This is a genomic window from Rhodoferax sp. GW821-FHT09E07 (genome assembly GCF_059416145.1).
The window spans coordinates 312,300-326,024 of sequence record NZ_JBWKOP010000004.1; the positions used below are offsets into that span (position 1 = coordinate 312,300).

Annotated in this window: 14 protein-coding genes; 8 read left to right on the plus strand and 6 right to left on the minus strand. The window is 62.3% G+C overall.

All coding sequences use genetic code 11. From position 1 onward, the window contains the following. Positions 1 to 57 precede the first annotated feature (57 nt). From dinG to AC07OE_RS09855, 3 genes are all read left to right on the plus strand, one after another. Positions 58 to 2,217, plus strand: coding sequence for an ATP-dependent DNA helicase DinG (gene dinG, locus AC07OE_RS09845; RefSeq protein WP_495070382.1), 2,160 nt, complete (start codon positions 58 to 60; stop codon positions 2,215 to 2,217). Positions 2,218 to 2,399: 182 nt separating this feature from the next. Further along, positions 2,400 to 2,828 (plus strand): hypothetical protein, encoded by a 429-nt coding sequence (locus AC07OE_RS09850; RefSeq protein ID WP_495070383.1) that lies wholly within the window; start codon positions 2,400 to 2,402, stop codon positions 2,826 to 2,828. A gap of 119 nt (positions 2,829 to 2,947) precedes the next feature. Next, positions 2,948 to 3,316, plus strand: a complete 369-nt coding sequence (locus AC07OE_RS09855; RefSeq protein WP_495070384.1) for a hypothetical protein — start codon at positions 2,948 to 2,950, stop codon at positions 3,314 to 3,316. Positions 3,317 to 3,431: 115 nt separating this feature from the next. On the opposite strand, the gene AC07OE_RS09860 is transcribed toward AC07OE_RS09855, so the two are convergent. Further along, positions 3,432 to 3,830 carry a hypothetical protein gene (locus AC07OE_RS09860; protein WP_495070385.1) on the minus strand — a complete coding sequence of 133 codons (399 nt, stop codon included), beginning with the start codon at positions 3,828 to 3,830 and terminating at the stop codon, positions 3,432 to 3,434. A 344-nt stretch (positions 3,831 to 4,174) separates the two neighbouring features. On the opposite strand from AC07OE_RS09860, the gene AC07OE_RS09865 reads away from it, so the two are divergent. Beyond that, positions 4,175 to 4,384 (plus strand): hypothetical protein, encoded by a 210-nt coding sequence (locus tag AC07OE_RS09865; protein WP_495070386.1) that lies wholly within the window; start codon positions 4,175 to 4,177, stop codon positions 4,382 to 4,384. Here the strand turns inward: AC07OE_RS09865 and AC07OE_RS09870 are convergent. Beyond that, the gene (locus tag AC07OE_RS09870; RefSeq protein WP_495070387.1) at positions 4,374 to 4,724 is read right to left on the minus strand and encodes a single-stranded DNA-binding protein; all 351 of its coding nucleotides are present in this window, start codon (positions 4,722 to 4,724) and stop codon (positions 4,374 to 4,376) included. The genes AC07OE_RS09865 and AC07OE_RS09870 overlap by 11 nt on opposite strands. 64 nt (positions 4,725 to 4,788) lie before the next feature. Here AC07OE_RS09870 and bioA point away from each other — a divergent pair, with 64 nt between their 5' ends. The 3 genes from bioA to AC07OE_RS09885 are packed head-to-tail and all read left to right on the plus strand — an operon-like array spanning position 4,789 to position 8,046. Next, positions 4,789 to 6,171: an adenosylmethionine--8-amino-7-oxononanoate transaminase gene (gene bioA / locus AC07OE_RS09875; protein WP_495070388.1), complete on the plus strand. Its 1,383-nt coding sequence runs from the start codon at positions 4,789 to 4,791 to the stop codon at positions 6,169 to 6,171. Then, a complete protein-coding gene (gene bioD, locus AC07OE_RS09880; RefSeq protein WP_495070389.1) occupies positions 6,161 to 6,838 on the plus strand; it encodes a dethiobiotin synthase in 678 nt (225 codons plus the stop codon). Before bioA ends, bioD begins: the two co-directional genes overlap by 11 nt. Continuing rightward, on the plus strand, positions 6,835 to 8,046 hold the full coding sequence (locus AC07OE_RS09885) for an aminotransferase class I/II-fold pyridoxal phosphate-dependent enzyme (RefSeq protein WP_495070390.1): 1,212 nt from the start codon (positions 6,835 to 6,837) through the stop codon (positions 8,044 to 8,046). Before bioD ends, AC07OE_RS09885 begins: the two co-directional genes overlap by 4 nt. Here the strand turns inward: AC07OE_RS09885 and bioB are convergent. Together bioB and AC07OE_RS09895 are read right to left on the minus strand one after the other, a co-directional pair. Beyond that, positions 8,043 to 9,074, minus strand: a complete 1,032-nt coding sequence (bioB, locus tag AC07OE_RS09890) for a biotin synthase BioB (protein WP_495070391.1) — start codon at positions 9,072 to 9,074, stop codon at positions 8,043 to 8,045. The genes AC07OE_RS09885 and bioB overlap by 4 nt on opposite strands. A gap of 81 nt (positions 9,075 to 9,155) precedes the next feature. After that, complete coding sequence (locus AC07OE_RS09895) at positions 9,156 to 9,932, minus strand: ferredoxin--NADP reductase (protein ID WP_495070392.1); 777 nt, start codon at positions 9,930 to 9,932, stop codon at positions 9,156 to 9,158. A gap of 136 nt (positions 9,933 to 10,068) precedes the next feature. On the opposite strand from AC07OE_RS09895, the gene AC07OE_RS09900 reads away from it, so the two are divergent. Next, on the plus strand, positions 10,069 to 10,434 hold the full coding sequence (locus AC07OE_RS09900) for a thioredoxin family protein (RefSeq protein WP_495070393.1): 366 nt from the start codon (positions 10,069 to 10,071) through the stop codon (positions 10,432 to 10,434). Here the strand turns inward: AC07OE_RS09900 and AC07OE_RS09905 are convergent. Both AC07OE_RS09905 and alaS read right to left on the minus strand, forming a co-directional pair. Then, entirely contained in the window at positions 10,413 to 10,949 is a 537-nt protein-coding gene (locus tag AC07OE_RS09905; RefSeq protein WP_495070394.1) for a TlpA family protein disulfide reductase, read from the minus strand. The genes AC07OE_RS09900 and AC07OE_RS09905 overlap by 22 nt on opposite strands. 86 nt (positions 10,950 to 11,035) lie before the next feature. Continuing rightward, positions 11,036 to 13,660: an alanine--tRNA ligase gene (alaS, locus tag AC07OE_RS09910; RefSeq protein ID WP_495070395.1), complete on the minus strand. Its 2,625-nt coding sequence runs from the start codon at positions 13,658 to 13,660 to the stop codon at positions 11,036 to 11,038. Between the last annotated feature and the right edge of the window lie 65 nt (positions 13,661 to 13,725).

Genomic DNA, 13,725 nt, shown 5'->3' on the forward strand with positions numbered 1-13,725 from the left:
GGCGATTATCCCTGCTGCCTGTATATTCAGCCCTCCCCCGCGCTGAAGGTCCCCCGTTTGTCCGACTTTTCCTCCCTGCCGCCAGCCAGCGCCGCCCTGGCCCAGCACGCCCTGCATGCCTTCGAGCAAGTGGTGGGCAGCACGTCTGGCTTTCGTCGCCGCCCCGGCCAGCACCAAATGGCCGAAACCGTGGCTGCCACACTGGCGCAGGCCGACATTGGCGAGCACCCCAACCCGACCAAGGCCATTGCCGTCATCCAGGCCGGCACCGGCGTGGGCAAGAGCGCGGCCTATGCCAGCACGGCCATTGCCATGGCGATGGAGCGCAAGACGCGCGTCATCATCAGCACCGCCACCGTGGCCCTGCAAGAGCAGCTGATGACCAAGGACCTGCCCGCGCTGGCGCGCAGCATGGACCAGCCCTTTGCCTACGCGCTGGCCAAGGGCCGCGGCCGCTACGTCTGCAAGGTCAAGCTGGAACGTCTGGTAGGCAGCGGCGCAGCCGAGGACGACATGTTTGACGACGACATGCCGCAGCCCAAGGTGAGCGCCCTGTCGCAAGAGGCCATTGAAGAACGCCGCCAATCGCTTTACGAAAGCATGGCGCACAAACTGGCCGTGGTGAGCTGGGACGGCGACCGCGACACTCTGGCCGACACACCCGACCCGCGCGACTGGTCGGCCGTAGCCGCCGAGCGCCACACCTGCACCGCACGCCACTGCCCGCGCTACAAGGAATGCAGCTACTACAACGCACGCACCAAGCTGGCCGAGGCCAATGTCATCGTGGCCAACCACGACCTGGTGCTGGCGTCCTTGGGCATGAAGACCCTGCCCGACCTGGACAACTGCCTGGTGGTGTTTGACGAAGGCCACCACCTGCCGGCCGTGGCGCTCGACCAGTTCTCCAGCGCCATGGACCTCTCCAACCTGCGCTGGCTGGACAAGCTGCCCAAGGCCATGAACGAGGTTGCCGGCAAGCTGGCCCTGCATGTGGGCGAAGACGTGCAAACCGTGACCAGCCAGCTCAAGGGTGCACTGACCACGCTGGCGCGCCTGGCTATGGACCTGGTGTGGGCCCACACGGGGCAGAACGCGCGCGGTGAAGGCAATGATGGCACGCTGCGCTTTGCCAACGGCGTGCTACCCGATACGCTGCATGAGCCGGTGACGCAAATCCATGCGCAGGCCCATGGCCTGTCCAAGGCACTGGAGGCGCTGGGTGTGGACGTGAAGGCTGTTGCCAAGGAAGACCCATCGCAGGCCGTGCTGTGCGCCCAGCTCTATGCGCAGCTGGGTGGCTTGGCACCGCGCCTGGGCAGCCTGGTGTCTACCGCGCAGCTGCTGCTGGAGCATGGTGAACAGCCGCTGGCCAAATGGCTGCAGGCCGAGAGCGAAAACGGCTACCTGACGATGACGGCGCACGCCTGCCCCATCGTGCCCGGTGACCTGCTGCGCCAGTTTTTGTGGAGTCAGGTGCGGGGTGCCATCGTCACCAGCGCGTCCCTCACCAGCTGCGGCAGCTTCGATTACTTTTTGAAGGAAGCGGGCCTGTCCAACAAACCCTACGTGACTGCCTTAGAAGTGGCCAGCCCCTTCAACTACGCCAAGCAGGGCAGCCTGACCGTGGTCCACACCCAGGCGGACCCCAAACATGCCGACACCTACACCGCCGAGATGGTGCGCGCGCTCATGGAGGACATCGAACAGGTAAAGCGCGGCGCGCTGGTGCTGTTTACCAGCCGTGCGCAAATGCGCACCGCCACCGACGCACTGCCCGGCCATTTGATGGACATGGTTCTGGTGCAGGGCACGCAGTCGCGCACACGCCTGCTGGCCGCGCACGCAGAACGCGTCGAGAGCGGCATGCCCTCGGTGCTGTTTGGCCTGCAGAGCTTTGGCGAAGGCCTGGACCTGCCCGGCGCGCTGTGCGAGACCGTGTTCATCGCCAAGCTGCCGTTTGCCCCGCCCAGCGACCCGGTGGACGAGGCACGTGCCGAGTGGCTGCGCAGCGTGGGGCGTGATCCGTTCAACGAACTGGTCATCCCCGCCACCGGCGTGAAGCTGCTGCAGTGGACCGGCCGCGCCATCCGCACCGAGGAAGATCGCGCGCAGGTGATTTGCTACGACAAGCGGCTGACGCAGACGAGTTATGGCAAACGCATGCTGGCGGGCTTGCCGGCCTACAAGTTGGGAACGCGGGTGGTGGGCGGGTAGGATGGACTACCGTTTTGCGGCGTTGTCAGTCGTTGGCGAAAGTCTGCTTACTGGAAGTTAGTCAGTGAATCAGTCAGCAGGCAATCGTAGACTTCACGTTTGCCGCGATAGATGAATTTCCGGGGCAAGACTCAACTTGTTGCAATACCCGTAGTCGTTCCACACACTATTCCTTAGTCAACATGCGAAAGCACCTTGCTCTAATTTCGGTCATCACATTGATACACGGCAGCGCCGTTGCTGCAGGTCTAGAAGGCACATGGTTTTCGTGTCTTCCTGAAATGAAGAGCTCGGACATACTCTCAATCGAGCGCGAAGGATCCAAGTACTTATGGAAGTTTTGGTGGGGCCAGCACGAGTCGGGTGAAGGATATGTAGAGTTCGCAGGCAAAGAGGCGATTCTCTTCGGTTGCAAATCCTACCGGGGTGAAGTTGAAAAGGACTGCAATGAACTGAATCCGCCTGAAGCAGCCAGATTGTTCGTGGCTGAACTCAAGCAAAAACACAGATCACGTGTTGCGGCGTTAAAAGGCGGGGTTTGGATACGTACGACTGATGTTGGTTTGCGCGACCTTGACCGCGAATGTGACGCGGTCCGAGAAACACCGTAGACACCTCTGCAAAGCGGCGGAAGCAGTCATCCTGCAAGCAGGCTCGGGTTTTTGCGAGTCAGACGACTTTTTCATGCATTATTCGTAGTCATCAAAAAATTTCCATTGCAACCAATCGCATGGCCTCAATCAAAATCATTTTCGCTGCGGTTGTACTCACCCCCTTTTTCTCTATATCTTGGGCTCAAAATCAACCGAAGCCCGTGCCAACTGATGTTTGGTTTCAGTCCATATATCCATTAATGACTGAGGATTTTTGTAAGCCTGAAAGCCCGTTTCGCCGGGAATACCGTGGCAAGGCCACTGAGTGCCAAGTCATGGTCGCGGTCTGGATGAATCATTGCTATATGGATGTGTTGCGGCAACGGTTCCCTGCGGCATTGAATACACAGCAAGAGGGTGTCAAAGCAGGCGAAATTCTCGGTTTGTGCGTCTATCAAAGCCAGCAGAAGGAAAATTCGACCACGGCTTCGACACCTAAGTCATAACAGGTTGATCGGTACGGATGCGCAGCAGCACAGTGCCGTTTCTTGGCACCTGCTGCTGACCGGGCATCTGAACGACTGCATGTTCTTGCCATTCTGTGCCAGGATGCGCGCCAAGTTAGTTTGGAGTCGCTGCTACATCACCAAAGTGATTCAATTGAATTTGGATCATTCTTTTTGCACTAAAAATCATTGGTACGACTGACAGCAACAATGGAGGTGCAAAGAACAGCAGTGGAATCATTGAAATAATGCCGCCAGCAATGCCCAATCTGTAGCCAAGTGAAAACTTGAATGGCTTGCTGTTCATAGTTCGAAAAACTAGCTTCCAATATTGAAAGAGACTATGCGCCGCAATTACCGCTGCCATCAGTACAAAAGAGCTTTCGAACGATAGCCAATGGGTCACTTCAAACATTGCAAACAGGAGTAGCCCGTATGCTCCCAAAGTCAATACTGTTACCGGCAATCCGCATACCAGCGCAAATGCCCAAAGTTGCCTCTTGGAACGGGTCAAATTTATAACCTCATGGATGAACTGGGTTGCCAAATAGTTCCCAGAGACTATCAGACTCAGCACATCTGGGTAGCTCTTGGACTAAGGCTGTAGGACCGCTCACAGTCCATGACAGCAGCACACGCCGACGAACAACTTTCCGCGAAGCTGCCCCTAGAACTAGGATGCCAATGTCCGCTCTGACGCTTGTTAGGTGTCAATAGCTTGGGCAGCTGTCAGTCTGCTAGCGCCTCAGTGCACCGGCAAAAACAGACATCGGTAAAAGCTCGTGTCTGGCCCTTATAAAAATCAGATTCAAGCTGCAGGCGAGCTGAGAGAATACCGCTTTTTCCCAGAAGGTACTTGTGAACCCATCCCCCGCCCACGCTGATCTCATAGCCACCTACCGCAGGGCGGAGGCCGAGGCTGCGCACAAGTTGGGATTGATCAAGGCGGCGACCAGCAAGGGGCCGAAGGCCATTCAGGCGGCCACCGACACCGCAGCCAAGGCCGCCAAGCGCCGGGATTCGTTGGCCAAGAAGCTGAGCGCCCTGGGCGTGGAGCTTAGGGATTGAGGGCGGGGTTACCCGCCGTGCCCATGGCCTGCTGTTTGCGCGCTGCGTGGTAGGCCGTCAGCACCTGCGTGGCCACCATGTCCAGCGCCGGGCGTGTGTTGCCTTGTTTGTCGGTCCAGACTTTGGGGGTTAAGGCACCCGCGATTGCGACCGCGTCCCCATCGTCCAAGGCCATCAGCGCCGCACTGGCCTCGGCCGCAAACGCAATCACGTTGACGATCAGACTTTCGCCATCCCCCGCCGTTGCCTTGACCTTGGCCAGCGCGAAGCTGCTGCCGTTCTTACCCTGCCGGGTTTCGGCCAGGCCCACCAGGGTGCCTGCCATCAATCCTTCCACCATCGTGCTTCCTCTCGCCCCGCAGGGCAACCACTACAATCGCGCACCTTTTTCACGTGCGCTTTCCATGACCGACACCAATGCCACCTGGCGAAACCGCAGCCTGCAGGCCGTCTGGCACCCGTGCACCCAAATGAAGCTGCACGGCACACCTGACAGCCCGCGACAACCGCTGGTCCCGATTGTGCGGGCAGACGGCGTGTGGCTGGAAGACGCCGAGGGCCGGCGCTACCTGGACGGCATCAGCTCCTGGTGGGTCAACCTGTTTGGCCACAACCACCCCGCTATCCGCGCCGCACTGGTGGACCAGTTGGAACGGCTGGACCACGTGATGCTGGCCGGGTTCACGCATCCACCCGTGGTGCAACTGTCCGAGCGACTCACACAGCTCACCGGCCTGGGCCATGCCTTCTATGGCAGCGACGGTGCCTCGGCCACCGAGATTGCGCTCAAGATGAGCGCGCACTACTGGCGTAACACCGGCCGCCCCGAGAAGTGCCAGTTTGTGGCGCTGGAGGGCGGCTACCACGGGGAGACGGTGGGCGCCTTGGGCGTGACCGACATTCCGCTGTTCCGCACCGCCTATGCGCCTTTGCTGCGCCTGGCGGCCACGGTGCGAAGCCCCGATGCACGCCGCGCTGTGAATGGGCAAACACCCGAGCAGCATGCAGAAGCGGCAGCGGAGCAATTGCGGGACTGGCTGGAACAGCACCACACGACCACGGCCGCAATCATTCTGGAGCCTCTGATCCAGTGCGCCGCAGGCATGGCCATGCACCACCCGCGCTACCTGCAGCGCGTGCGGGCGCTGTGCGACCAGTACGAGGTGCACCTGGTGGCCGACGAGATTGCGGTGGGCTTTGGCCGCACCGGCACCATGTTTGCGCACCAGCAGGCGGGCATTCGACCCGATTTCATCTGCCTGTCCAAAGGCCTGACCGGTGGCACCCTGCCCTTGTCGGCCGTGCTGACCACCGACACGGTGTACCAAGCGTTTTACGACGAGGATGTGGCACGCGGTTTTCTGCATTCGCACAGCTACACCGGCAACCCGCTGGCCTGCCGCGCCGCGCTGGCCACGCTGGACCTGTTTGCGCAGACCGGCATTCTGGAAAAGAATGTCCAGGCATCCGAACGCCTGTGGGCCCAGTTCGCCCCGCTGACCCAACACCCCCGTGTGCAACATGCGCGCCGCCTGGGCATGGTGTTCGCGTGGGACGTGCCCAACCGCCTGCCCGACTTTGCCAAGCGCTTTGCCGCCCATGCGCTGGCGCGTGGTGCCGTGCTGCGCCCCATAGGCCACACGGTCTACGCCATGCCGCCCTATGTGATCAGCGAGGCCGAAGGCACGCTGCTGGCGCAAGCCGCGCTGGGGGCGCTGGAAGCCACTCTGGCCGAGGAGGCTGCGGACCAGCCCTCCTTCGTTGCGGGAGTCGTCGATGGCGTCTGAACCTGCCTGCCTGTTTGTCACCGGCACCGACACGGGGGTTGGCAAAACCCTGGTGAGCGCCGCCCTGCTGCACGCGCTGCGTCGCCGCTATCGGCGCGTGGTAGGCATGAAACCGATGGCCGCAGGGCTGGAGTTGCGCAATGGCCAGTGGGTCAGCGACGATGCGCTGGCGCTTGCCGAGGCCTCCAGCATCATCGCACCAGCGCGACTGGCCAACCCGGTGGCCCTGCGCCATGCCATGTCCCCCCACCTAGCCGCTCGGCTGGAAAACAGCCACACCACGGTGGCCGATCTGCTGGCTGCCCAGCGCGAACTTGCCACACTGTGCGACGCCATGGTGGTGGAAGGCTCGGGCGGCTGGCGCGTGCCCATCAACGACTCCGAAACCCTGGCCGATTTCGCCATTGCAATGCAAGCCCCCGTGGTGCTGGTAGTAGGCGTGCGCCTGGGCTGCCTGAACCACGCCCTGCTGACCGCCGAAGCCGTACGCCGCGATGGCCTGACGCTGGCAGGCTGGGTGGCGAACACGCTGACACCGGACATGCCCGCACTGACTGAGAACATAGACACCCTGCGACAGACTTTGGGTGCGCCGCTGCTGGGCGTGGTGCCCTGGTCGGCCGCTCCCGATGCGCGCCATATCCCCATGGAGTTGCCATCGCTATGACCGCTAGTTGGCTAGATGAATTTGCGCCACGCATCACCGCACTGGAAGCCCAAACCCTGCTGCGCCGCCGCCGCGTGGTCACCCCCATGGATGGTGCCCGCCTGATGGTGGATGGCGAGTCCCTGTTGGCGTTTTGCAGCAATGACTATTTGGGCCTAGCCCAGCATCCCTTGCTGCGCGCAGCGGTGCATACGGCAGTGGATGCGTATGGCGTGGGCGCAGGCGCTTCGCCCATGGTCAGTGGCTACAGCGCGGCCAACGCGGCGCTGGAAGACGAGCTGGCCCTGGCTGTAGGTCTACCGCGTGCGCTGTATTTTTATGCCGGCTACTCCACGAATGCCAGCGTGCTGCCGGCGCTGGTGGGTGCCGGGGACGCGCTGTTTTCCGACAGCCTGAACCACGCCTGCCTCATCGACGGAGCGCGCCTCTCCAAAGCCAACATCCAACGCTACGCCCACTCCGATCTGGCAGCCCTGGAGCGTTTGCTGGCGGAATCAACTGCGCGCAAGAAGCTGGTGGTTAGCGACGCCGTGTTCAGCATGGACGGCGATGTGGCCAACATCCCTGCGCTGCTGGCACTGTGTGAACAGCACGACGCGCTGCTGATGCTGGATGATGCCCACGGCTTCGGCGTGCTGGGGCCGCAGGGTCGTGGCTCGCTGGCTGCCGCAGGATTCATCGGACCAACCGCCTCGCGCCGCGTGCTCTATATGGCTACGCTGGGCAAGGCCCTGGGCGTGGCCGGTGCCTTTGTGGCGGGGGACGTCACGCTCATTGAATGGCTGCTGCAAACCACCCGCAGCTACACCTACGCCACGGCAGCCCCAGCGTTGCTGGCAGAGGCCGTACGTGCGGGCTTGCAATGCGTGCTGGGGGAAGAAGGCGAACACCGACGCGCGCATTTACAACAACTGATCGCGCAGCTGCAGGCGGGCCTGGCACCGGGCGCCCACCCCGCGGTGGATGCGCGAGGCTGGACGCTGATGCCGTCCAGCACACCCATCCAGCCGCTCATCATCGGCAGCAATGCCGATGCCATGGCGTTGACCCAGCAACTGCGGGCGCAGGGGTTCTGGGTACCGGCCATCCGCCCACCCACGGTGCCTGCGGGCACGGCACGCCTGCGCATTGCGCTGTCGGCCGCACACACGCGGCACGATGTGCAGCAGCTGCTCGGCGCGCTACAGGCGCTGGCGTCCGCCGCTTAGGCGGCGGGAATGGTGGAGCGGGTCTTCAGGCCCAACTTACTCAGTAGGGTCACGTCGGCCCCCACATCGGGGTTGCCGGTCACCAACAGCTTGTCGCCATAGAAGATGGAGTTTGCGCCGGCCATGAAGCACAGGGCCTGCACCGCGTCGCCCAGCTGCTGGCGCCCGGCCGATAGCCGCACACGCGCCTTGGGCATGAGGATGCGGGCCACGGCAATCACGCGCACAAAATCAAACGGGTCGATGGGGTCGCTGTCGGCTAGCGGGGTGCCGGGCACGCGCACCAGGCTATTGATGGGCACCGACTCGGGGTACGGCGACAGGTTGGCCAGTTGGGCCAGCAGGCCGGCGCGGTGGGCCGGCGTTTCGCCCATGCCGACAATGCCGCCACAGCAGACGCTGATGCCGGCCGCACGCACATGGCCCAGCGTGTCCAGGCGATCTTGGTAGGTACGGGTGTCCACCACTTCGTTGTAGTACTCGGGGGCGGTGTCCAAGTTGTGGTTGTAGTAGTCAAGCCCCGCGTCACGCAGCTGCGTGGCGTGGTGCGATTCCAGCATGCCCAGCGTGGCACAGGTCTGCATGCCCAGTCCCTTCACCGCGCTGACCAGCTCGGCCACCTTCTCCACGTCGCGGTCCTTGGGAGCGCGCCAGGCGGCACCCATGCAGAAGCGCGTGGCACCCGCATCCTTGGCGGCCTGCGCGGCGCGCAGCACCTCGTCCACCTCCATGAGTTTCTGGGCCTTCACGCCGGTGTCGAACTCTGCGGCCTGCGGGCAGTAGCCGCAGTTCTCGGGGCAGCCACCGGTCTTCACCGACAGCAGTGTGGCCAGCTCAATATCGCCCTCGGGCCAGTGCTGGCGATGCACGGTCTGCGCCTGGTGCACCAGGTCCAGCAGTGGCGTGTCCAGCAGGGCTTGCACGGCGTCCACGCTCCAGGTGGTGGAGGCACTATGCCCGCTCTCTGTGCGCTTGGGTTGAAAGTGCAGGGTTTGGGTGGCGGGGGCGTATTCCAGTGTTGTTGTCATCTGTCTCTCTCAAAAAATCCAACGAAAGCGGTTGAAAAAAAGCGCCCCTCAGGACGCTTTTTTCTTGTCCGGCCAAGCCGCTTATTGTTCTACAAAAGCGCGCTCCACGACATAGTCCCCTGGGGTAGTCGTGTTGCCTTCCTTGAAGCCCTTGGCATCCAGAATTTCGCGCATGTCCTTGTTCAGGCCCGGGCTGCCGCAAATCATGATGCGGTCGGTGGCCGGATCGAGCGGGGGCAAGCCCAGGTCAGCCGGCAGCTTGTCAGACTCGATCAGTGTGGTGATGCGGCCCTGGTGCTCAAACGCCTCGCGGGTAACCGTAGGGTAGTAGAGCATCTGGTTGGTCACCATTTCACCCAGGAACTCGTGCTTGGGCAGCTCGTTCTTGAAGTAGTCGTAGTAGGCCAGTTCCTTGACTTCGCGCACACCGTGCACCACGATGACTTTTTCAAACTTCTCGTAGGTCTCGGGGTCACGCGCCACGCTCAAGAACGGGGCCAGGCCCGTGCCGCTGCCCAGCAAATACAGGTTCTTTCCGGGCAAGAGGTAATCAATCAGCAGCGTGCCGGTGGGTTTGCGACCCACCACAATCTTGTCGCCCACCTTGATGTGCTGCAGCTTGGAGGTGAGCGGGCCATCTTGCACCTTGATACTCAGAAACTCCAGATGTTCTTCGTAGTTGGCACTGACAATGGAATAGGCGCGCAGCAACGGCTTGCCATTCTCCTGGCGCAGGCCAATCATGGTGAAGTGACCATTGGAAAAACGCAGGGCCGGATCCCGAGTGGTGGTGAAGCTGAACAAACGGTCTGTCCAGTGGTGTACGCTTAAAACTGTTTCTTCCAGAAATGCACTCATGGGGGCCTTGGGTGAGGGTCAGTCAGTGGGGGATGCCCGCGGCCACTTCCGGCTAGGGCGAAACCCTATATTGTAAAACTCCATACCCCCACGACTTGTTATATCGATATTGATTTGAGTCATTAGCGCGACCGATATGCCCCACGCCTCTGCCCCGCCTGAATCCCCTCTCACTGGACTGCTGGTGGTCTGTCTGTGCGCCCAGTGGTGTGGCACCTGCACCGAGTATCAACCCCTGTTTGCGCAGCTGCAGACCGACTTTCCGGATGCGCGTTTTATGTGGGTGGATATTGAGGACGAAGCAGACCTGGTGGACCCGATCGAGGTGGAGAACTTCCCGACCATCCTGATCAGCCACAGCGATCAGCCCCGGTTTTTCGGCACAGTGACGCCACATCTGGACACCCTGCGCCGACTCATCCAGTCCAGCAGTGCAGCAGACGCCCGCCCCGTGGAGGTCCCGGAGGTCGTGGCCCTGGCTCAGCGCTTGCGCGCACGCTGAGGCTGGAGCAGGGGTTGCCAAAGGCGGTCGCCCTCGGGGCCGGCCCAGTCCAGCGCGCCGCGTACCACGCCACGCACTTGGCTTTCGGTATCCATCAACACGGTGGAGGGGTAAATGCGAATGCCCCAGGCTTTGGCGATGTCACCTTGCACGTCCCGCACCACGGGCAAGGCTAGTCTCGTGTTGTTGATAAAGCGGGCAATGGCGTCGAACGACTCTTTGAGGTTGATGGCCAGCACCACCATGCGCTCCGATTCCCGCGCGGCAAGGGTTTGCAGCGCAGGCATCTCGGTGCGGCAGGGTTCACACCAGCTCGCCCAGAAGTTGAGCAGCACCACGCGGCCACGCAGGTCGGGCAGGCTCCAGTGTTGCCCTTCCAGGTCCACCAGATCGCCCGCAGGCACCGCCTGTTTGGGCCCCCAGGGCTGAACGTCATAGCCGGGGTTGGACACAGCAGCCGCAACAGTTGGCACCAGACTGGCTGCGCCCAGCAGGCCCAGCAGTTGCCGGCGCATCATTGGCACTTATGCATCAAATACGGCCCTAGCCCGCATGGAATATGCGCAAGCAGCTTCATTTTTGATAGCGCCACGCTGTCCTGTCACAGCTTGGCAGTCACCCAGGCCTGCACGCTGGCCAGCGCGCCAGCCAGCTTGGCGGGCTCGGTGCCGCCGGCCATGGCCATGTCGGGCTTGCCGCCGCCCTTGCCACCCACTTGCGCGGCCACAAAGTTGGCCAGCTCACCGGCCTTGACCTTGCCCGTGGTGTCGTTGGTCACGCCGGCAGCGATCTGCACCTTGTCGCCGTCTACCGCGCCCAGCACGATGACGGCGGTCTTGAGCTTGTCCTTGAGCTTGTCCATGGTGTCGCGGAGGGTCTTGGCGTCGGCGCCGTCCAGCTTGGCGGCCAGTACCTTGACGCCGTTCACGTCCACAGCGCTGCTCATCAGTTCATCGCCTTGGGCAGACGCCAGCTTGCCCTTCAGGGCCGCCACTTCTTTTTCAAGCGCCTTCACCTGGTCCAGCACCTGGCCCAGGCGGCCGCCCAGCTCAGCCACCGGGGCCTTGAGCGTGGCTGCCGCTGCGCCCACGGTGTCTTCGAGATCCTGCAGGTAAGCCAGCGCATTGGCGCCAGTCACGGCCTCAATACGGCGCACGCCAGCGGCCACGCCGCTTTCCGCCACAACCTTGAACAGGCCGATGTCACCCGTCGCTTTCACGTGGGTACCACCGCAGAGCTCGCGGCTGGAGCCGATATCGAGCACGCGCACGGTCTCGCCGTACTTCTCGCCGAACAACATCATGGCGCCAGTCTTCTGGGCCGACTCGATGTCCATCACACGCGCCTGGGCGGCCGCGTTGGACAGAATTTCGGCGTTGACGATGGTTTCGATCTGGCGAATCTGCACGTCGGTCACGGGTGCGTTGTGCGCAAAGTCGAATCGGGTACGCTCGGCGTTCACCAGCGAGCCCTTTTGCTGCACATGCTCGCCCAGCACTTCGCGCAAGGCTTTGTGCATCAGGTGGGTGGCGCTGTGGTTGCGCACGGTGGCGGCACGCACCGCGGCGTCCACATGGGCCGTCACCGCATCGCCAACCGCCAGGATGCCGGTTTGCAGCACGCCATGGTGGCCAAACACATCGGCCTTGATCTTCTGCGTGTCTTCCACCTGGAACAGGCCTTCGTCGCTGAAGATGGCGCCCTGGTCACCGACCTGGCCGCCGCTTTCGGAATAAAACGGGGTGGTTTCCACTACCACCACGCCGGACTGACCGGCTTTGAGCGTGGCAACCGGCGTACCGTCTGCGTAGAGCGCTACGATTTTGGTTGCTTGGGTCAAGTGCTCGTAACCGACAAAGGTGTTGCCCGCACCGGTGTACTCCAGCGCTTTGTCCATCTTGAACTTGCCCGCCGCGCGGCCTTTGGCTTTTTGCGCTTCCATGGCCGCGGCAAAGCCGGCACTGTCCACTTCCACGCCATTTTCGCGGCACACGTCGGCCGACAGATCGAGCGGGAAGCCATAGGTGTCGTGCAGCTTGAACGCCACCTCGCCGGGCAGCACTTTCACGCCGCCGGCCAGGGCCTCGTCCAGGATCTGCATGCCGGTGGCCAGGGTTTCAAAGAAGCGCTCTTCTTCCACCCGCAACACTTCGGTGATGCGGGCCTCCTGCGACGCCATGTTGGGGTAGGCCGCACCCATCACCTGCACCAGGTCCTTAACCAGCTTGTGGAAGAACGGGGTCTTCTGGCCCAGCTTGTAGCCATGGCGGATGGCGCGGCGCACGATGCGACGCTGCACGTAGCCGCGGCCTTCGTTGCTGGGGATCACACCGTCGCTCACCAAAAAGGCGGTGGCGCGAATGTGGTCAGCAATCACGCGCAAGCTCTTGTTGTTCAAGTCCGTGCAGCCGGTTTCGCGGGCCGCTGCCTTGATCAGTGCGTCGAACAGGTCGATTTCGTAGTTGCTGTGCACGTGCTGCAGGATGGCGGCCAGGCGTTCCAGGCCCATGCCGGTGTCCACGCAGGGGGCGGGCAGCGGCGTGACGGAACCGTCCTCGGCCATGTTGAACTGCATGAACACGTTGTTCCAGATCTCGATGAAGCGGTCACCGTCCTCCTCGGGGCTGCCGGGAGGGCCGCCGGGGATGTGGTCACCGTGGTCGTAGAAGATTTCCGAGCAGGGACCGCAGGGGCCAGTATCGGCCATCATCCAGAAGTTGTCACTCTTGTAGCGGCCGCCCTTGTTGTCCCCAATGCGGATCACGCGCTCGGGCGGCAGGCCGATTTCCTTGGTCCAGATGTCAAAGGCCTCGTCGTCCTCTTCGTAGACCGTGGCCAACAGGCGCTCTTTGGGCAGTTTGTAGACCTCGGTCAGCAGCTCCCAGGCCCATTTGAGCGACTCGCGCTTGAAGTAGTCGCCAAAGCTCCAGTTGCCCAGCATCTCGAAAAAGGTGTGATGGCGGGCGGTGTAGCCCACGTTTTCCAAGTCGTTGTGCTTGCCACCGGCACGCAGGCAGGCTTGTACCGAAGCGGCACGCACGTACGAGCGCTTGTCGGTGCCCAGAAACACGTCCTTGAACTGCACCATGCCCGAGTTGGTGAACATCAGCGTGGGGTCATTGCCGGGCACCAGCGGGCTGCTGGCCACCACGGTGTGGCCCTTGGAGGCAAAGAAGTCGAGGAAGGTTTTGCGAATGTCGGCAACACTCATTACGGGCTGGGTCATGTCTGGTTTTCTTCGCGCGTGGGGTCTATGGAACCCACTATTATCGCCGCCCCCGGTACCCTGCT

Excerpts from the sequence above, each read along its gene's own strand:
- AC07OE_RS09850 (WP_495070383.1), top strand. The coding sequence starts at position 2,400 with ATGCGAAAGCACCTTGCTCTAATTTCGGTCATCACATTGATACACGGC.
- AC07OE_RS09855 (WP_495070384.1), top strand. The coding sequence starts at position 2,948 with ATGGCCTCAATCAAAATCATTTTCGCTGCGGTTGTACTCACCCCCTTT.
- AC07OE_RS09870 (WP_495070387.1), bottom strand. The coding sequence starts at position 4,724 with ATGGTGGAAGGATTGATGGCAGGCACCCTGGTGGGCCTGGCCGAAACC.
- bioA (WP_495070388.1), top strand. The coding sequence starts at position 4,789 with ATGACCGACACCAATGCCACCTGGCGAAACCGCAGCCTGCAGGCCGTC.
- bioD (WP_495070389.1), top strand. The coding sequence starts at position 6,161 with ATGGCGTCTGAACCTGCCTGCCTGTTTGTCACCGGCACCGACACGGGG.
- AC07OE_RS09885 (WP_495070390.1), top strand. The coding sequence starts at position 6,835 with ATGACCGCTAGTTGGCTAGATGAATTTGCGCCACGCATCACCGCACTG.
- bioB (WP_495070391.1), bottom strand. The coding sequence starts at position 9,074 with ATGACAACAACACTGGAATACGCCCCCGCCACCCAAACCCTGCACTTT.
- AC07OE_RS09895 (WP_495070392.1), bottom strand. The coding sequence starts at position 9,932 with ATGAGTGCATTTCTGGAAGAAACAGTTTTAAGCGTACACCACTGGACA.
- AC07OE_RS09900 (WP_495070393.1), top strand. The coding sequence starts at position 10,069 with ATGCCCCACGCCTCTGCCCCGCCTGAATCCCCTCTCACTGGACTGCTG.
- AC07OE_RS09905 (WP_495070394.1), bottom strand. The coding sequence starts at position 10,949 with ATGCGCCGGCAACTGCTGGGCCTGCTGGGCGCAGCCAGTCTGGTGCCA.
- alaS (WP_495070395.1), bottom strand. The coding sequence starts at position 13,660 with ATGACCCAGCCCGTAATGAGTGTTGCCGACATTCGCAAAACCTTCCTC.